Source organism: Shimazuella kribbensis DSM 45090, from assembly GCF_000428065.1.
In the GTDB taxonomy this organism is placed as follows: Bacteria; Bacillota; Bacilli; order Thermoactinomycetales; family Thermoactinomycetaceae; genus Shimazuella; species Shimazuella kribbensis.
The window spans coordinates 391,353-409,267 of the sequence record NZ_ATZF01000002.1 but is presented as its reverse complement, the minus strand read 5'-3'; the positions used below and the strand labels follow the sequence as shown (position 1 = coordinate 409,267).

The 17,915-nt window shown below is 37.7% G+C and carries 19 protein-coding genes; 15 read left to right on the top strand and 4 right to left on the bottom strand.

All coding sequences use genetic code 11. The features are described from left to right. Positions 1 to 9 precede the first annotated feature (9 nt). From A3GQ_RS0105530 to A3GQ_RS0105510, 5 genes are all read left to right on the top strand, one after another. On the top strand, positions 10 to 900 hold the full coding sequence (locus A3GQ_RS0105530) for a hypothetical protein (protein WP_028776204.1): 891 nt from the start codon (positions 10 to 12) through the stop codon (positions 898 to 900). 307 nt (positions 901 to 1,207) lie between these two features. Continuing rightward, positions 1,208 to 1,378, top strand: a complete 171-nt coding sequence (locus tag A3GQ_RS26695) for a hypothetical protein (protein ID WP_156877559.1) — start codon at positions 1,208 to 1,210, stop codon at positions 1,376 to 1,378. 15 nt (positions 1,379 to 1,393) lie between these two features. Further along, a complete protein-coding gene (locus A3GQ_RS25575; protein WP_028776203.1) occupies positions 1,394 to 2,284 on the top strand; it encodes an SDH family Clp fold serine proteinase in 891 nt (296 codons plus the stop codon). Positions 2,285 to 2,507: 223 nt separating this feature from the next. Next, complete coding sequence (locus A3GQ_RS0105515) at positions 2,508 to 3,716, top strand: ATP-grasp domain-containing protein (protein ID WP_028776202.1); 1,209 nt, start codon at positions 2,508 to 2,510, stop codon at positions 3,714 to 3,716. A 69-nt stretch (positions 3,717 to 3,785) separates the two neighbouring features. Then, the gene (locus A3GQ_RS0105510) at positions 3,786 to 4,997 is read left to right on the top strand and encodes an ATP-grasp domain-containing protein (protein ID WP_028776201.1); all 1,212 of its coding nucleotides are present in this window, start codon (positions 3,786 to 3,788) and stop codon (positions 4,995 to 4,997) included. A 150-nt stretch (positions 4,998 to 5,147) separates the two neighbouring features. Here A3GQ_RS0105510 and A3GQ_RS0105505 read toward each other — a convergent pair whose 3' ends face one another. Continuing rightward, positions 5,148 to 5,969, bottom strand: a complete 822-nt coding sequence (locus A3GQ_RS0105505; protein ID WP_028776200.1) for an alpha/beta hydrolase — start codon at positions 5,967 to 5,969, stop codon at positions 5,148 to 5,150. A 408-nt stretch (positions 5,970 to 6,377) separates the two neighbouring features. Between A3GQ_RS0105505 and A3GQ_RS0105500 the strand changes: the two genes are divergently transcribed. The 8 genes from A3GQ_RS0105500 to A3GQ_RS0105465 all read left to right on the top strand — a co-directional run bounded on the left by A3GQ_RS0105500 (position 6,378) and on the right by A3GQ_RS0105465 (position 13,887). Continuing rightward, positions 6,378 to 7,118 carry an SDR family NAD(P)-dependent oxidoreductase gene (locus tag A3GQ_RS0105500; RefSeq protein ID WP_028776199.1) on the top strand — a complete coding sequence of 247 codons (741 nt, stop codon included), beginning with the start codon at positions 6,378 to 6,380 and terminating at the stop codon, positions 7,116 to 7,118. A 561-nt stretch (positions 7,119 to 7,679) separates the two neighbouring features. Further along, a complete protein-coding gene (locus A3GQ_RS23505) occupies positions 7,680 to 8,138 on the top strand; it encodes a hypothetical protein (RefSeq protein WP_051271233.1) in 459 nt (152 codons plus the stop codon). 6 nt (positions 8,139 to 8,144) lie between these two features. Continuing rightward, positions 8,145 to 9,722, top strand: a complete 1,578-nt coding sequence (locus A3GQ_RS0105490; protein ID WP_028776198.1) for a hypothetical protein — start codon at positions 8,145 to 8,147, stop codon at positions 9,720 to 9,722. A gap of 7 nt (positions 9,723 to 9,729) precedes the next feature. Beyond that, the gene (locus A3GQ_RS0105485) at positions 9,730 to 9,921 is read left to right on the top strand and encodes a hypothetical protein (protein WP_169818250.1); all 192 of its coding nucleotides are present in this window, start codon (positions 9,730 to 9,732) and stop codon (positions 9,919 to 9,921) included. Further along, entirely contained in the window at positions 9,918 to 10,436 is a 519-nt protein-coding gene (locus tag A3GQ_RS0105480) for a hypothetical protein (protein WP_028776196.1), read from the top strand. Before A3GQ_RS0105485 ends, A3GQ_RS0105480 begins: the two co-directional genes overlap by 4 nt. Further along, entirely contained in the window at positions 10,436 to 11,986 is a 1,551-nt protein-coding gene (locus A3GQ_RS0105475) for an AAA family ATPase (RefSeq protein WP_028776195.1), read from the top strand. Before A3GQ_RS0105480 ends, A3GQ_RS0105475 begins: the two co-directional genes overlap by 1 nt. Positions 11,987 to 12,102: 116 nt before the next feature. Next, positions 12,103 to 13,533 (top strand): amino acid permease, encoded by a 1,431-nt coding sequence (locus A3GQ_RS0105470; RefSeq protein ID WP_028776194.1) that lies wholly within the window; start codon positions 12,103 to 12,105, stop codon positions 13,531 to 13,533. Positions 13,534 to 13,602: 69 nt separating this feature from the next. Continuing rightward, positions 13,603 to 13,887: a hypothetical protein gene (locus A3GQ_RS0105465; RefSeq protein WP_028776193.1), complete on the top strand. Its 285-nt coding sequence runs from the start codon at positions 13,603 to 13,605 to the stop codon at positions 13,885 to 13,887. Positions 13,888 to 13,921: 34 nt separating this feature from the next. Here the strand turns inward: A3GQ_RS0105465 and A3GQ_RS0105460 are convergent, their stop codons facing one another. Next, complete coding sequence (locus A3GQ_RS0105460) at positions 13,922 to 14,536, bottom strand: PspA/IM30 family protein (RefSeq protein ID WP_028776192.1); 615 nt, start codon at positions 14,534 to 14,536, stop codon at positions 13,922 to 13,924. Positions 14,537 to 14,563: 27 nt separating this feature from the next. Beyond that, positions 14,564 to 14,938: a hypothetical protein gene (locus A3GQ_RS0105455; protein WP_028776191.1), complete on the bottom strand. Its 375-nt coding sequence runs from the start codon at positions 14,936 to 14,938 to the stop codon at positions 14,564 to 14,566. 316 nt (positions 14,939 to 15,254) lie between these two features. Between A3GQ_RS0105455 and A3GQ_RS0105450 the strand changes: the two genes are divergently transcribed. Continuing rightward, positions 15,255 to 15,770, top strand: coding sequence for an NUDIX domain-containing protein (locus tag A3GQ_RS0105450; protein ID WP_028776190.1), 516 nt, complete (start codon positions 15,255 to 15,257; stop codon positions 15,768 to 15,770). A gap of 202 nt (positions 15,771 to 15,972) precedes the next feature. On the opposite strand, the gene A3GQ_RS23500 is transcribed toward A3GQ_RS0105450, so the two are convergent. After that, positions 15,973 to 16,470, bottom strand: a complete 498-nt coding sequence (locus A3GQ_RS23500) for a CAP domain-containing protein (protein WP_051271232.1) — start codon at positions 16,468 to 16,470, stop codon at positions 15,973 to 15,975. A 497-nt stretch (positions 16,471 to 16,967) separates the two neighbouring features. Here A3GQ_RS23500 and A3GQ_RS0105435 point away from each other — a divergent pair, with 497 nt between their 5' ends. Beyond that, the gene (locus A3GQ_RS0105435) at positions 16,968 to 17,789 is read left to right on the top strand and encodes a sugar nucleotide-binding protein (protein WP_028776189.1); all 822 of its coding nucleotides are present in this window, start codon (positions 16,968 to 16,970) and stop codon (positions 17,787 to 17,789) included. The last annotated feature ends 126 nt before the right edge of the window (positions 17,790 to 17,915 follow it).

Sequence of the window (17,915 nt, the reverse complement as noted above, 5' to 3'; positions counted from 1 at the left end):
GGTATCGGATTGGCCAAGTTCTTTCGTTTTTTTGTGTTTTTATATCTGTTCGTTACTATGTTGTCGAGTAATTCTGTATATGGAGCAGAAACACAAACAGAATTATTACAAAAAAAAATAGATCAATTGGAATTAGAATTGGACAAATCCAATCTTGTAGATGAAAAATTGAAAATGTTGGAGAAGAACAACGATCAATTTCAAGCAGATCTACAAAAAGATCAAGAAAACTTGTTTAGTACATTTAATTTTTTTATTGCAGTAACTGCTTTTTTGTTTGGGATCATGGCTGTTGTATTGTCCATAACCATCGGTCAAAGCCGAAAGGAATTTAAAGAAAATATAAATGATAGCATGAATATAATGAAGACAGATGTGGAGCAACAATTTGATGCGGAATTAAAAGAGAGTTTGCAACGGAATAAACAACATTTTCAGGAAAGCATAGAAGAAGAGCGGAAAGTTCTTCAGCAAATGATTGAACGTGAACTTGCCTATAAAAAAGTAAGAGTATTAATAACTGGTTCAAAAGAAGACCTTCACCTAATGAAAGCCAGAGAATTAAAACCGATAGAGCGAAGAGGGATATCAGATATTACGATCATGCCTTTTGACGAACAATTGTTTAGAGAAAAGCTGTTTGAAAATACTTTCGATATTGTCGTTTACCGCTATAAAACAGCATGGGGAAACAATCAAGATGCTAGAATAAGAGTAGTAGTAGACGAGTTAACAAAAGCAGGGTCTGATATACCATTGATTGTATATAATTATGAGAATGGAAAAGTGGAAGGAGAAGATAAAAGGAAGCTGGAGGAATACCTTTGGACTCGTTATGCAAATGTACCAGCGACTTTAGGAGATAGCTTAATCACAATAGCTTATGCATTTTCTAAATAAATGAAAGTTCTTGTCCTGTCTCGGTAATGATAGTGATAGGTTCGCCATCAACCTCTTCGAATTTCACTTGCAGTTGGTGATGATGGAAAGCCTTGAGAATTCCATATTAAGCGAATCCATACATTTTAAATTCATTTGGGATCTGTTACATCAAATCGAACAGATAGTTCTACCAAACGCGTGCAAGCTTGTTTGAACCGTGATAAAATAGTAGTTGGCTTAGTGTTGATTTATGCGCTTTTTGTTCATCATATTTATGAGGTTGCATATACTAAGTTTGATGAAATAATCAAAGGGGGTTTTTGGGTTGTTCCAGTCACTTCTAAGAGCGAAACAACAATTTGTCGCAGATACAAATACAGATAAAAACTTTGAGATGTTTGTTAAATCATTCCAAGAGTTTGAGAAAAACATGGTTGCAATGGAAGAAAAACCAGAACGCAAAAAATTATATGGAAGACCCTATCGGTCTGTTTAAGAAAGGGGGGTAGGCGTGGATTTTTCATCTCCTAGTATGTCCCATCTACCGCCAAATCAACCGTTATATCACGCTGTTCACCGTGATCGTTATATTAGGCAAACACTTATCAAAGAAGTAGAAAAGGTAACGGGTCGCCCTCTCATTGTATATATTGCAAACTTTAATCATCCGGAAAGTGCCATAACTCGTGAGGATATTGCACCTTTTAGTGAGATGGTGACTGCGTTAGATAAAGACAGTGATGTAGATTTGATGATTCAAAGTCCTGGTGGAGATCCAAATGCTGCGGAGATCATCGTTCATACATTACTTGCTAAAACCAAGCATCTTCGTGTGGTTGTTCCTCAAGCGGCGAAAAGTGCAGCTACTTTGGTCAGTTTAGCTGCTGACGAAATTTTAATGAGCAATACTTCTGAGCTTGGACCGATTGATCCACAAGTAACGATTCCAACCGCCTTTGGACTTGCTTTTCGACCGGCTCAAGCCTTTTTAAATGGATTGGAAATGATTAAGAAAGAACACGCAGGTGGACAGGCACTTAATCCAGCATACTATCCTTTCTTAAAGGGTGTGGATGCTGCGTTGATTGATTACTGTTTGAAATCGATTGAACATTCCAAACGTTTAGCCGTCAAATGGTTATCTCGTTCGATGTTTAAAGGACAAATAAACGAAGCCAAACGCATTGCAGAAGAATTGATCAACATTGAAAAATATCCAAATCACGGGCAAGTGATCAATTATCAAGATGCAAGAAAAATTGGATTGAATGTTGTTTATAAAGCAGATCATGATCCATTGTGGCAAGCAATGTGGCAACTTTATATTAACTATATGATCATGATGAGAGAAAAAGAAAGTGTAAAGATTTATGAAAGCACTTACTCTTCCATTATGATATAAAAAAATAATAGGAAAGATCGCAATCTTCCAATTATAGAGAAGATACGGTCTTTCCTATTATTTTTTAAGAAAACTTTTTTTATTTGTAGTTGATTGACGATTTGGTGAAATGGTATAATTTTAATCAGACCAACAAAGACATTTGAAATTTTACACGAATATTACAGAAAGGAATGCGTTTCTTCTTATTAAAATATTAGCTCCGTAAAGTAGGGGGTTTTTTATGAGCATTTTAATTATCAACCGTTTTGCCCACGACCGTTGCCAATATGAACAATGGCTTAGTGGTCTGGATGAAGAGTTACTTCTCCTCACTGCAGAGGAAGTAATCGATAGTTTTCCGGCAAAAGACTATGCTTATATCGAATCCTTTCCTCAATTTGACATCAATGGTAAAGTGGAGCTTCGTGCGATTGAACTTTACGAGCGTTATCAATTTCATACTGTGATCGCTATTTCAGAAAGAGATGTACTTCGTGCTAGTTATTTGCGACAGCGTTTTGGACTGAATGGGCAGTTACCAGAAAGTGCACAGCAGTTTCGTAACAAAATTATTATGAAAGAAATCGCACAAACTGCTCAATTGGCGGTACCAAAATTTAAGTCCCTTCAAACTAGCTTGGATTTGATCTCATTTGTGGAGCATCATGGGTATCCTGTTGTCATAAAACCAATTGATGGAGCAGGATCACAGAATATTCAAGTAATTTATAACCAGCTAGATTTAGAGTCGGTTTTGGAGAGTGGTATTTATCGTGCTACCGAAGTAGAGACTTTTATTTCGGGAGATATGTATCACGTGGATGGTCTCGTTACCGAAGGAGAGGTTGCATTTATTTCTGTTTCCAAATATGCGAGCGGATGCCTTGCATATCAATCAGGAGGGTATAATGCTAGTTATTTGATCAGTCGTGACAATCCAATGTTTGGACGACTTGTTACTTTTACCAATCGTCTTCTCCGGACGCTTGATACACCAGAGCATACTGCATTTCACACCGAGTTATTTCATACACCAAATGACGAGATTTTTTTGTGTGAGATCGCAAGTAGAACAGGTGGAGGACGCCTTGATTCCTATTTGGAACAAGCATATGGCATTCACTTGACAAAGGTATGGGTTCAAGCACAATGCGGGATAGATCTTTTGGAGAAAGTTTCAAGTGTGATGAATAAAAGTCAACATGTACTGACAGGAGATGTCCTTATCCCTCCTAGAAAAGGAAAATTTATTTCTGGTCCATTAGAAAGCCCCCCTTCTTGGGTAACGGAATTTCGAATGCTTGCAAAACCGGGACAGCGTTATGATCATCCCAAATTTAGTATTGATCACATTGCATCGTTTGTTGTGCAAGGTGATACAGAGAGTCAAATAGAAAACCGACTTACACATGTAGCCAATTGGTTCGAACAATCTTCATACTGGGAATAAATGTTTCTCTCAAGTTGGAAGTATAGCAAGGGTAAAGATAAATTTAAATATTCAGAAAAGAGTGATGGGATGAGTATTTTAATTTTGAATCGTGTTTCTCGTGATCTTGCTCCATATGAAGATTGGTTGAATCATTTAAACGAAGATTTAATACTATTAACATCTGATGAGTATGCGGAAGATTTTACTCCTAGTAACTTTGCCTATTTTGAATCATTTTCAAACTATAGCTACAATTCCAACGTAGAGTTAAGAGCTATTGAATTATTTGATCGTTATAAATATCGTGCAATAATTGGCCTATCCGAACGAGATGTTCTTCGTGCTGCCTATTTACGCGATAGATTTGGAATCGAAGGACAAACATGGGATAGTGCATGGAATTTTCGCAGTAAAATTAAAATGAAAGATTTAGCTGTTAGTCATGGCTTACCTTGTCCGCCATATCGTGAAATCATTCACAGTTTTGATCTTCTGGAGTTTGTAGAAAAACACAAATTGCCAGTTGTTATCAAACCAATAGACAGTGCCGGTTCTGTGGGCACAACTGTAATCGAGACACAGGAACAACTGGAGAATCTGTTGATGGAGGGTGTTCCACACAACTGGGAAGTAGAAAAGTTTGTAGAAGGTGATTTGTATCATGTAGATGGGTTTATTTATCATGGAGAATTGATCTTTACATCTTGTAGTAAATATGTCGAATCATGTTTATCATTTCACGAAGAAGGTAAATTTACAGGGAGTTATATCTTAGATCAAAACACTGAGCTGTCCAAACGATTATCGGATCGGGTAACAAAACACCTACGTATTATGGCTCCTCCTGAGCATACCCCTTTTCATGCGGAGTTTTTTCATACTCCTGATGATCAAATCATCCTTTGTGAAATTGCGAGCAGAACAGGCGGGGGGCGGGTTAATATTCAGATTGATCAATCGTTTGGAGTTAATTTGAATAAATCGTGGATTTATGCACAGTTAGGTTTGGCATTGGAGTTGCCTGCAGGAGGGAGAAAACAGGTTAAACCTCATGTTTTAACGGGTTCAGCTTTATTGCCTCCTAAGAAAGGAACGTTTCAAGGTTTTCGAGCAGAGGTATGGCCTGACTATGTAACGGAATATCGATTGTTAGCAGAACAAGGAGAACAGTTTAATGGTCCAAAGTCAAGTGTGGACCATATGGCGTCTGTAGTTGTAGTTGCTAGTACAGAACAAGAGATGGAAGATCGACTCCATGAATGCAATCGGCTTTTTCAAGAGCATAGTATCTGGACTTAAAAATGGACAAGCATAAAAAGTGTGCATTTTAATAGGGAAGCGATCCTAAAAATAGGGTCGCTTTATTTTGAGTAAATTCTTTTTTAGCGTGTATTATATGGGGGTAAAATGCATGGATGACGGCTGTCCATTGTGACAGCCGTCATTTCCTCAGCTTTCCTTCGTTTGTGTAATGAATTGGTGGATTGTGTCACACACAATCCGACAGGAATGATCGAGAAGACAGTTATGACCTCCCATTACCTCCGCGATTTTCACATGTGCTAGCCTTTTCATGGTGATTCGTTCTGTTTTTTTGTTGTGAACCACCTCATCTTTTCTTGCTAGCAACACGAGAGTAGGTTTACGAGGAGGATATTTTTGGAGTGTCCGATTGGTGAAACGAATGGATCGGATCAATTCGATGACTGAGATGATTGGACGATCTAGGTCTGATCCGCGGTATTTGGCAAAGGGGATCTCTGATCGCTTAAAAGGAATCGTTGGGCGAAACCGACTGATTCCTTGGGCCAAAGGTCGATCCAAAGAAGTCACTCGAATTGCAGATGTTGGGAGTCTGCTCTTCCATTGCAAAGTAAGTGGTGGACTGATGGCGATAATCCCCATCACTTGAAGACTACCATCTTGCTCGAGTTGATCAGAAAGTGTCGAAGCTAGCAGACTGAAGAGCCCTCCCATGGAGAAGCCTGCCAAATAAATCTTTTTGACCCCGTACTCTCTGATCTCCAGCAACCGTGTCCAGTATGAACTCCACCAGTCAGTCCACTTGATGGTAGAGGAATAATCTGGATAACTCGGAACGACTACAGAGTATCCAAGATGATGAAGATAACAAGCTGCTGGTTGTAGGGACTTTGGCGTTTCCGACCATCCTGGACAGAAATAGATGAGGATATCATTGGATCCTTGCAGGAAAAAGGAACCTTCAAAAGCCTCACCCAAATCAATCCCAAGAGATTCGTTGTATGGCATACTGCCCTCTCTATTCCAAGGAAAACGGAGAATTTAACTGTTTCTATTTCTACCATATCTATACTTTTATTTGCAGTCAATACAATTTACATGGTGGCAGGAAGGAGAATGGACCATTTTCACACATTGGAATTAGTAAAAATAAGATTATAATTTATTATTTTAAATAAAATATAAGATTTGAACAGATTGTTATAAAAGATTGTTGACTGAGTTTATTTGTTGTAAGTTGCATGAGTATAGTAATTACTAACCTTGTTGATCCATCTGTTTTAAGAATATTATGTAGATAAATTGAAAAAAATGTTATAATGTTTTATATATTCTACTAATGATTCATTTTTCTTTGAAGTTGAATACGTCTTATCTCAGAAAAATAGGCTTTCATTTTAAAGGGGTATGGTGTTTATGGGACGCTTAGTGGGGAAAGTAGCAATAATCACAGGAGCGGCAAGTGGTCAAGGAAAAGCAGAGGCTGTTCTTTTCGCGAATGAAGGAGCAAGCGTTGTTTTAATCGATATTCAAGAACAAAAAGTACATAAAGTTGCAGATGACATTCGAAAAAAAGGAGGGGAAGCAATTTCTTTTTATCATGATATCGCTATAGAAGAACATTGGAGTAGCCTGGTTAGGAAGATTTGTGAAAAATATGACAAAATAGATATTTTAGTGAATAATGCTAGTACACCTGCAAATCATGATGATGTTATCGAGGAATGGAGAAGAGTATTGAATGTCAATATGATCGGAACTTTCTTAGGAATGAAGTATGTTATTCCTATTATGAAGGAAGTAGGAGGAGGTTCGATTATCAATATTTCATCAGTTGCCGGGTTAATAGCAGGAGGAGTCAATCCCTACACAGCTTCAAAAGGAGCCATTCGTGCGATTAGTAAGAGTGCAGCTGTAGAATATGCCAAATATAAAATTCGTGTAAACTCGGTATATCCTGGAATGATTCATACTCCGATGACTGAAGATTTACTTGCAAATGAGGGAGTCAGGAAACACTTTGAATCGGTAACACCACTTCCTTTTTTGGGCGAGTCAAATGATGTTGCTAACGGAGTGTTGTATTTGGCTTCTGACGAATCAAGATTCACAACAGGTACAGAATTGGTTATTGATGGAGGATGGACTTCTCATTAAAGAACTTTCTTTTCCTGTTTTCGATGTATTTTAGAAAAACTGTAGCTGTTAGAATGAACTTGTTGTATGGTTCGTGTCAATTAATAATAAGTAGTTTGGATCAGAAAGAAGATGTCAGACGAAACTAAGTAATTTTAAAAGGACGGATTTGCGCATTGATCGGTTAGTTCCGTTATTAACTAGAAAGAATATTGATTAAATATATTGAATCATTTTATAATTTCTTTAATGGAATCTCCTCTGCACAAGGCACGGTTGTTGGACTGTGGTAGACCTCCTTTTGGGGGAGTAGCTGACGTATTGCAATTCATAATGATAGTGCTTCGGTCCCAAAAATAATCACATTTATACAAAACAACAAGGTTTATGGTGCAATGAAATCATAAACCTCGTTGTTTTGTTGTGCGGAAACAAATACTCCGTTTTTCCTAGTGAATGATTGACTTGCGTTAAAATAGGCAAGAAAAAGAAAGGTAGGTATTAAACACAAACCTTTTCTTTTTTGTCTATTCTTTTTGCAATATAATGAAGGAAAGTTCTTTTTAGAAAGGACGGATTATTTTGCGTCGACCTATAATTCCAGGTTTAAAAGAAAGAAGCCAGGATAACAATACAATCATTCGTCCAATCAGATCAAAGTTCGAATTGTTGGAACGATTGAGACAGAAAAGGACAGATGAATATTTAAAATTGGTTGCTGATTTGGATGTGAATAGTCAAGTAGAATGGGATATAGATGCTGTTTTTGCATCGCTTGAGAAGCAGTTTGCAGATGTACCAAAGCAAGAACAATTGATAGGAATATTGGCAAAATGTTATTTGGATGATTGTTATGATGTCCATCTTATTGATCGAAATCAAACCATTATACACCATATAAAAAAGACGGACTCTGTACCTAATGAATTTGCAAAAGCCAGAGGGCTAGCACTTCACCCGAGTTATGAATTTATTGAAGTGTACAAAGATTGTATCAGGGCAGTTGCGAGGAATGGAGAAGTTTCTGTTGTGAAGGAGTGAATATAAATGCCACAAATTGATTTACAATTAGCAGAGATCAAACTGGTACGCGTAAGACAAGAGCTTGAGCAAAAGTTTGCGCACTATGATCAACTTAGACGTACTGCAACAGGTATCTTGCAAGCGATTGATTTGTCACTTGTGCGGTCCGATGTGATTAAAAATGTTACAGAAGAGATGATGATCACTACCCCAAAGTATTGGTTAGCGCCTGCATTGATTGCATTAACAGGTTGGGTCAGTGATCAGAGGGAATTGGCTGAGCGAGCTTTGGAAGAAGCTATGCGTCGGAATCCGAAAAAAACATCCCTATTTTTCGCGTTAGTCAGCAGGAGATATAATCGACAAGAAGCGTGCCGACAATGGTTCGAACAATATTTTCAAGAAGTGAATCCAATGCAAGCAGACCGTGATTTGGTTATGGTGATGGATGGTATAACAAATGGGGTGTTTCCCTTAGCCATTTGTCAATCTTTTCTCGATCAGAGCGAACAATGGATGGACGAGTTCACTTCAAAAGTAGATTTACTGAGTGAAGAGAGAAAAAATTGGCGAAATGCATTGTTTCAACGTGTAAAATACCCTTCGATGGAAGAAAAGTTCCCTTATTTAGTTCAAAATAGTAACTCTTGGAAAGAAATAGGGTACTCTGCTCAGATTGTTCAGTATCATGAAGAAATTGGTGGGTATTTACAAGGAGCACTTGATCAAGACTTTTCTCCATCTTCACGTGTAGAAGAAGCAGTGGATGCTTTATTAGAAAAATTGGTGTTTCAGTATGAGGATGATGAACTCGAACTTCGTAGAGAAGAGCGGTCTATGCAAATTGTGATTGAGTCAAATGGGGAGAAAGATATTTTTGAGGAAAAAGTATTAGCTGAAAAAGAATTATTTGCTCCTGTACAAAATTATTTAGAATTGCTTCGCAACATGGCAATGTATCCAGAAACCTTGCAAGTATCCCCTTCTTCACAACGTTTTGCCTTGGCTATGTTAAAAGATGTTATTGTAGAGACACATAATGACCTTACACTATCTATTCGAAATCAAGTGCCTATGGATATTGAGCTGACCAGTCCTAAAAAAGTTCAAGAAATACATTTGATGGAAAATTGGGCCTTCCATACTCAAAATGGTGATAACGAAGAATCCTGTGAGACTTCCGTGCACAAAGCCTTGACGGAGTCTTATAAAAAACAAATGAAAAAGATTTGGAAGTTACGTTTATCAAAAGGTTATATGAAACAGAAAAAAGCAAAATTAATCCTTACTGCAGTTCTAGCGGGTGGTCTCTTTGTGTACACGTCCATCGCTATATCCCCAATTTTTAGCGTTATTGCATTATTAGCAGGAGGGTTTCTTTATAAATGGATGAAAGAAAAACCAGTTCGTGATCAAATGAAAGAGGTTGAGACTTTTGTTCAAAATGAAATGAAAGCTACATTAGCTGATGTAGTTGATTATCGACAAGCTTTCAAACAAGCGGATCAAAAAGCAGAAAAGTTACCGGAACTATTAAAACCTTTACATGTAAAAGAGACATTACAACGCAATTACGATAAGACTCGTGTTGTCATACGTTAGGAGGATAATGATGAATGATAATCCGTTTAAAGATGAAGAACCTATGAGTGTATTTAAAGATGAACTTTCAAATGAGGATCCCAAAAAATCTGTTTTTGTATCCAATGAGAAAAATCAGGACGAAGGTGGCTATTCCAAATTTCCACAATGGGATCTGCTCCCGCCATTTAAACTTATAAAGAGAGGAAAAAACAAATGAGCGAAGGTCTGAAATCACCAACTACCTATGCAGATTGGGTATCCAGTTTTCAAATTTTTCGCGATGGACAGCGAGATGAAGAATTAGTGGTTGCAATATCGAAAGGGAAAGTGCCTTGGACAAAAGGGGTTGCGGAACGTTTTACACAAAAAATGAGTGAGGCAGTTTCTGCACGGTTACAACGAGCAGTTGATCAATTTGGTAAAGAGCTTGGCAGAGCACAAGGAGAAGAAAACAACGTCGTACAAGCTATACTTGCCCTGCGTCGCCAAATCAGTTACCTGTTTCGTTTTGTAACTTCGCCAACATTTCCAGATGAAATAACGAAGAAGTTTAGTGAGGAAATTGAAAAAAATGCTCAAAATTTACAAAATTACTTGCTCGAAGAGGTCAAAAAAGGTTCAAATAGTAGATTGATTCGAGTGGTTCAACATACCCCTATACTAGTCAAACAACCAGAGACAAATGAAGCCCCGATTCCAATGGGGAAAACGAAGAGGAGAATTATATTCTAATGAGCGATCTCAAAGGTTTTACGGATGTTCTGGAAAGATACTTAAAAGCACGTATCCCTTTTATATCGATTCGTAGTTCAGAACGTTCACGTGTTCTTGAAGTCATTAGGAACCTGGCTCAAAAGATCAATATACCTGCTTATGTGCATACTCTTTCACAAGGAATGCGAGATTTAGTTCATCATCGTACTATTAGTGAAGATCGATCTATTATGGGTGCTATTGATTTTATCAGTAGTCAGTTTGCTCAGAGACAGAACCTTACCTATGTACTTACCGAAGTTTCGGATCTAGAAGACGACACCCCTACTGCCCGTTATTTTTATGATGTAGCAATGCTTGCAGCAGAGACTGGCGGTTCTGTCGTAGTGGTAACTTCAAATCCAGTGTGGAATCCATTGGCGCGTTTAGGGATGTCTGTGACTCTTGATGTCCCTACTGAAGATGAAATGTTATTGATTATACGAGAACAAATAGGACCTTATAAAGGGCAAATCCCTATTAGCTGGACTGACAAAGATGAAAAAGAAGCGGCAGCTATTTTGTCAGGAATAAGTCAGATCGAAGCAGAGAATGTAATCGCAACCTTACTGGCGAAAGGGAGTATCGAAAAAGAAGATCTTGCAGAATTAACTCAAGTGAAAGATAGTGTTTTTTCTGATATCTCCGGATTAGAGCGTATTTTTGTCCGAGATCAGGATCTAACTGTTGGAGGTTTAGAAGGTTTACGAAAATGGTTGGATCATGAAAGACCATTATTGACTGCTGATTTGAGAGAAAGAGGGATTCGACCTCCACGGGGAGTGCTTTTAGTAGGGGTTCCAGGTTGCGGAAAATCATTATCTGCCAAAGCTATTTCTGTAAGTTGGAATATGCCGTTATATCGCTTGGACTTCGCTACTATATTCGGCCAATATGTAGGGCAATCAGAAGGTAGATTGAAAGATGCCCTGAGTACAGCAGATCATGTCTCTCCTTGTGTGTTGTGGATTGATGAGATTGAAAAAGGTTTAGCTGGAACGCAAGGCGATAATACGGGAGTCACCAATCGCTTGGTTGGACAGTTTTTATTTTGGTTGCAAGAAGCTCGTTCCCGTGTATTTGTTGTTGCTACTGCCAATGATGTATCGAAACTTCCACCAGAATTGTTGCGTCGAGGACGTTTTGATGAGCTGTTTTTTGTGGATTTACCTACTCCTGAAGAACGAAAAGATATCATTAATATTTATATTCATCGAGGTTTAAAACGAAGTTTAGATGATCGATTATTGGATGAGTTGGTTCGTCTATCAGATGGATTTGCAGGAGCAGACATTGAATCTGCTGTACGTGATGTAGTAAAACAAGCATTTTTAAATGGGGATAATTCTATTACCGTAGATCTGTTTCGCAAAAGTTTCCAAAATGTCGTACCATTGTCCCAAACAAGTCCAGAACAAATACGGGCTATTCGTAAGTGGGGAAGAGAAAGAGCTGTATCTGCCTCCGGAAGACCAATCATAGATGATCCAGAAATGGGAAAAATAAAAAGAAATATGTTATACCCATAAAATAACAATAGTATTTTTTGACAAATGTTGAAATTAGAATCATGAATCGATATCCTATGTATAGAAGCAACCGCTTTCAAAGCGGTTTTTTTAATGGATTCTTTGGAGGTGTTGATTTGGGAGAGAACGATCTACGTCGTGATCTGTCTTCTCGCCACATTTCTATGTTGGCGATAGGTGGATCCATTGGAACTGGTTTGTTCTTAGCTAGTGGGACAGCCATTCATCAAGCGGGTGCAGGTGGTGCGATTTTAGCTTATGCAGTTATAGGATTCATGGTCTTTTTTTTGATGACTAGTCTTGGGGAAATGGCAAGCTTCATGCCTGTTACTGGTTCGTTCAGTACATATGCTTCGCGTTTTGTTGATCCAGCTCTAGGTTTTGCCCTTGGATGGAATTACTGGTATAACTGGGCAGTCACAATTGCAGTTGAATTATCTGCGGGTGCCCTTTTGATGAAATTTTGGTTTCCCACCGTACCTTCCTATTTATGGAGCTTGTTATTTTTATTTGTATTTGTTGTTTTTAATCTAATCTCTGTTAGGGGCTTTGGAGAATCAGAGTTTTGGTTTGCATTAATTAAAGTAGTAGCTATTATTGTTTTTATTATTGTAGGAATACTAATGATTTTTGGTGTGATTGGAGGTTCTGCAGTCGGATTTTCAAATATTCATGCAGGATCTGGTGCATTTCATGGCGGTTATTTCACGTTGTTTCAATTGCTTATTGTTGCGGGATTCTCTTTCCAAGGTACCGAATTAGTAGGAGTAACTGCTGGAGAGAGTAAAAATCCTGAAAAATCTTTACCAAAAGCAGTCAAACAAATCTTTTGGCGCATACTTTTGTTTTATGTGCTTGCATTACTTGTCATTGGATTTCTTATTCCTTCAAATGATCCACGACTATTAGGTGGAGACGAAATTGCGCTTAGTCCTTTTACGATTGTTTTTTTCAATCTTGGGTTTGAAGGCGCAGCTTCTTTCGTTAATTTTATTGTCTTGACAGCTGTTCTCTCAGCGGGTAATTCCGCTATCTATGCTTGTACTCGTATGCTGTGGAATCTTTCAAAAGAAAAGCAAGCACCAAAGAGTCTAGGAAAAGTGAATAGAAGAGGCGTTCCTGTTGTAGCATTATTGTTTACTGTTTTGGTTGGAGGGCTCACATTCTTATCTTCTATCTTTGGAGATGGAAAGGTTTATTTGTGGTTGCTTAATGCCTCGGGATTATCAGGATTTTTAGCTTGGCTAGGTATTGCCATTAGCCATTATCGTTTTCGGAAAGCATGGGTAGCTCAAGGGAAAGATTTGAATTCTTTGCCATATCGGGCAAAATGGTATCCATTTGGACCGTTATTTGCCGGTATTTTCTGTTTGGTAATCATCATTGGTCAAAATGTACAAGCATTTACAGGTCAGCAAATTGATTGGCAAGGTGTACTAGTATCCTATATTAGCATTCCATTATTTTTACTTCTATTTTTCATCTATAAATGGAAAAAGAAAACCAAACAAATTCCATTGCATCAAGTTGATTTCGATAATCGCTGATTTCCTTTCATCTATTACATTGTATGCGAAACAAAATGATAGCAAACAATGATAGTAGGTGATGAGAGCATGAAACTATTAATAGTACTAGGGAATATATTTGTCCCGCTTCTCTTCTATTTAGTTCAATGGGTATGGCCCAAAACAAAAATAATTTTTAATGGTATTGCCGTATTGTCCTTCATGGTTTTTAGCAGTATTGCTTCCTTAGGTATTTATAGCGTTATTCGTGATCATGAAGTTTATATGACAAGTATCCATGGATTATTCTTGAATCCGTTTTTCTTGATTTCGGCTTCCTATTTGGGCATATATTTGCTTTATCGTTTGTGGTTGATTACTACGGTAGAATAGCAAAAAGCAGAGGAGATTATCTCTGCTTTTTTTGCTATTCAGATGCTTTTAATTTGCTAATACGCAAGTCAATTTCATCTAATTCATCGATTTCATTTGGTTTGGTCACTTCTTTTTGTCCACTTAGATGGTTAATCTCATCATGGATTCTTTGAAAATCATTTAAGATTTCTTCTGATTGAAGAGACTGTAGGGTTTGATCAATGCTATTTTGTGCTTTGGCACGGCTTATTCGAGCAATTAAACTATTTTTCTTATCCACTAAGTTGAGATACTCACGCTCTAAGGTATAGAGTTTTTCTTTTAAATCTGCAATGCCTGTTTCTGTTTCTTGAATATAGGTCGCATACTCTTCAATCTTTGCTTGGTAGTGTATTTTTTCAGCAGTCGCTTTCTTTGCTAATGCATCTTCTCCTGCTTTAGCTGCTATTTCTGCCTGCTTTTCACGTTTGATTACTAATAATTGTGCTTCTTTATGTTGATTTTCAAAGTTTTGTAAGTATCCAATCTGTTTGCTAATCACATCTTTGACAACAATAATTTCTTTCTCCATCTCTTTTAAATACTGTTTCAACATGGATTCTGGATTTTCTATATCACTCATCACCTGTCGATACGTGGATTTAAAAAACCGACGAAAACGTCCCATTTCTTTCTCTCCCTTCAAGTATAACCCTTAGTTGTTTTTATTTTTATTTACAAATGCTTGCCAATCCGCGTCAAAGCTTTTGTCGAATGAAGGCTTGGTTGCTGTTGATGTAGCAAAAACTTCGCTGGTGGGTTGGTCGATTAGTTTCCAACCAACATAAAGGAAAGCACCGCTGATCAGCAGCGTAAGTAGAAACGGTATATTAAACAAACCGCATAATGCTGCTATTCCGAAAAAGAGATAAGCGATATTTCTTTCTTGCTTGGTACGTGCGTGTTTTAATTTTCTAGCACCAATAAATGCAAGACCTGCCATGAGTACCAAGAGGAATAAATGTCCAAATTGGCAGAGCAATACAATGGCACCGATAATCAAAAGGCTGATTCCTGCAAACTTCTTCATGTTGTTTCCCTCCTTTTGTTGTGTTGGTATTAGCATACGGCAGATCGAAAGGATGAAAAACGATCCAAAGGTTTATCTTTATCTAAGACTTTGGTCGCAGAAGGTTAAGCTTTCTTTGGGGAATACAAGTTACATAATTTCTGACAACATTATGATCAATAACTTGGATACTATACTTAATTAGATTTCAAGCTTATTTTCTCCTCTATATTCTATTATTTTAATGAATTCAGTCATTTATATGGAAAAGTCATTCTATGAAAGATGATTGTAGTAATGGAGTTGTTCGATCACGACACACTCACAGAAGGCCATCATGTCTCAAGAAATCATCGTTACTCTCGGTCCAGGTGTAACAAATATTACAGAAGAAGAGGTGCGACGATCAGCTCTGTTCACCCAGTGGGTAGAGCGCATGGATACGGCAGGAATGAATGTCAGGAAGGTGGACATTCATCACGTTCTTCAGTGGGGGAAGCCGACTGAGCCGAAGATGATCTATCTATCGGCTTGGGCGGTTGATCCAGATGGGACAGAGCTCCCTCCCATTGCAGCTCACCTGCGGGGTGACACGGTCGACACTCTTGCGATCCTTCAGTGCGAAGGGGAGGAATATGTCGTTTTCGTGATGCAACCTCGTGTACCTGGTGCGTCGATCTGTATCTCCAATCCCTCAGGGATGGTGGATACAGGAGAGGAAGTCAGCATCGCCGCTCTTCGTGAGGTCGATGAAGAACTAGGCCACAAGATCAAGTGGAGCAAACCCGAGCGCTTGGTATATCGTCCGCTCCTCGTAAGCCCTGGAGGCACTGCACAACCGTTTTGGGGGTGAAGCGGAAGAAGGGGAACGGACTCAAGTCCTTGTCGTTCCTCTTTCCGAAGCTCTTGGGAAGACAGGTTGCGTAAAGACTCACCACAGTCTTTGCTGTTACCTGTTGCGAGCCATGTCATCTTCGTGATCACCCGGGGTACCTGTTCGCAGGTACCCCGCACTGCATTTTCCTTTTATCTGCATAAAAAAAGCAGTGAAAGAATCACTGCTCACCATAAAATTGTTGAGTCCAGTAGGTGCCGTATCTTCCACCTTTTGCATACCCAACACCAATATGCGTATAGTTTTTATTTAAAATATTCGCTCGATGACCCTCGCTTTTCATCCAACGTTCCATCACTTCTTTGGGAGTAGCACTTCCCGCTGCGATGTTTTCTCCACAATAACCGTTGCCAACTCCTTGTTTTTTCATATGTTCACAAGGATCTCCGTAAGTGGGTGAATGATGGTCAAAATAATCTTTATCCCGCATATCCTCTGACTTTTCACGTGCTAGTTTACTCACTTTTAAACTCAAAATAAGTGGTTTTACATTCTGTTTTTTTCGTTCTTCATTTACTAGATCAAATACTTCTTGTTCAAAGGGGGATACAGTGTAGGTAGAAGTTTTGGTATCTTCTTGTGCATAAGTGATAGGGTTTAAAGAGAATAAACTGCCGATCAAAGAAAAAACAAACAAAAAGGAAAAGAATCGATTCAATGTAAAAACCCCTTTCCTCCCTTGATGGGAATATCTTCATTGTAATGAAAAATGGTGAAAAGAAGCGTGACAAAAACATTAAGATAATTATTTTTTTTTTGCATGTTAATAAAAATCCTCTCGAAGCCAATAGGCATCAAAACTGCATGAAATTTCGGAAATGTCCCAATGAAGTTGAGAGAATTAATATAAGATACTTTGAAGGACAGCGGAACAGAAAAATTTATTTAAAAATTACTGGTAGTTGAATCTACTTTGTGGTTCATATTTCGTAGAAGTTACATTTTACGAAGTTTTATGTGATGTGATTCTAAATAATATGAATTAATCGTTTTTCAGGATTATAGTTATTGTTTTGGTAAAATGCAGTTAATCGATATAATTTAAATCGATGATCTCAAGGGAAAGTAATAACCAAAAAAATTGCCTCCCTATTTGAGACTAGCAGGTGTTATTTTTAATTGAATGGCAGATACCTATGTTAAAGAGGAGGAATTATGGGTAAGGTCCTTGTTCTTGGTGCAAGCGGGCTTGTAGGTAGTGCTTTAATCCATGAATGGAAAGACGGGTATAAATTATATGGAACATACTCTTCTTCTTCGTTATCCAGTCTCCCCTTCGATCATCAATTCCAGTTAGATGTTCAGCAAATTGAGAAGATGAAAGAAATGATACAAGTAATAAAACCCGACTTTGTGATTTCTTGCTTAAGAGGGGATTTTGACAATCAATTTAGATTTCATAAAGAGTTAGTGAAGGTGTTAAGAAATACGAGTAGCCGTTTGTATTATTTTTCTACCACAAATGTATTTGATGGGGATTTTTCAAGGCCTCACACAGAAACAGATACACCTATTGCTGAATCAGATTATGGGAAATTTAAAATAAAATGCGAAAATATGCTGAAAGAAATTTTGGATGAGCAAGTGATAATCATTCGAATCCCCGCAATATGGGGAAAAACTTCTCCTAGATTGAACTTAATCAAAGAAAGTATAAAAGAGAATAAAGAAATAGATGTATATAGCAATCTTGTATGTAATAATCTTTCAGATGCACTTCTAGCAAAACAACTACGTTATATTATGGAAAAAGAGCTAAAAGGAACATTTCACTTAAGTTCAATGGATATGGTAACTCAGGAAGAATTTTATAGACAAATCATAAGTGGATTTTCGAATGAAAAAAATATTTTACAAAACCATTTATACCAGGATAAAGCCGAAAATTTTTATTTTTGTCTGCATTCTAATCGTGAGGATATTCCAGCATCTTTACGAGTTACAAATAAAGATATTATCTCTTACTTGCTAAATTAAGATGTGTGGGATAAGAGGGGACGTATGCGATAGAATGGAGACGATTGGACACTTCACACTAAATCTCTTTGAAGATTCCAAACAAAGTGAATTACCTTTTCTTCATTTTTTACAATCATAAAGAAA

Excerpts from the sequence above, each read along its gene's own strand:
- A3GQ_RS0105515 (WP_028776202.1), top strand. The coding sequence starts at position 2,508 with ATGAGCATTTTAATTATCAACCGTTTTGCCCACGACCGTTGCCAATAT.
- A3GQ_RS0105510 (WP_028776201.1), top strand. The coding sequence starts at position 3,786 with ATGAGTATTTTAATTTTGAATCGTGTTTCTCGTGATCTTGCTCCATAT.
- A3GQ_RS0105505 (WP_028776200.1), bottom strand. The coding sequence starts at position 5,969 with ATGCCATACAACGAATCTCTTGGGATTGATTTGGGTGAGGCTTTTGAA.
- A3GQ_RS0105500 (WP_028776199.1), top strand. The coding sequence starts at position 6,378 with ATGGGACGCTTAGTGGGGAAAGTAGCAATAATCACAGGAGCGGCAAGT.
- A3GQ_RS0105490 (WP_028776198.1), top strand. The coding sequence starts at position 8,145 with ATGCCACAAATTGATTTACAATTAGCAGAGATCAAACTGGTACGCGTA.
- A3GQ_RS0105485 (WP_169818250.1), top strand. The coding sequence starts at position 9,730 with ATGATGAATGATAATCCGTTTAAAGATGAAGAACCTATGAGTGTATTT.
- A3GQ_RS0105480 (WP_028776196.1), top strand. The coding sequence starts at position 9,918 with ATGAGCGAAGGTCTGAAATCACCAACTACCTATGCAGATTGGGTATCC.
- A3GQ_RS0105475 (WP_028776195.1), top strand. The coding sequence starts at position 10,436 with ATGAGCGATCTCAAAGGTTTTACGGATGTTCTGGAAAGATACTTAAAA.
- A3GQ_RS0105465 (WP_028776193.1), top strand. The coding sequence starts at position 13,603 with ATGAAACTATTAATAGTACTAGGGAATATATTTGTCCCGCTTCTCTTC.
- A3GQ_RS0105460 (WP_028776192.1), bottom strand. The coding sequence starts at position 14,536 with ATGGGACGTTTTCGTCGGTTTTTTAAATCCACGTATCGACAGGTGATG.
- A3GQ_RS0105455 (WP_028776191.1), bottom strand. The coding sequence starts at position 14,938 with ATGAAGAAGTTTGCAGGAATCAGCCTTTTGATTATCGGTGCCATTGTA.
- A3GQ_RS0105450 (WP_028776190.1), top strand. The coding sequence starts at position 15,255 with ATGTCTCAAGAAATCATCGTTACTCTCGGTCCAGGTGTAACAAATATT.
- A3GQ_RS0105435 (WP_028776189.1), top strand. The coding sequence starts at position 16,968 with ATGGGTAAGGTCCTTGTTCTTGGTGCAAGCGGGCTTGTAGGTAGTGCT.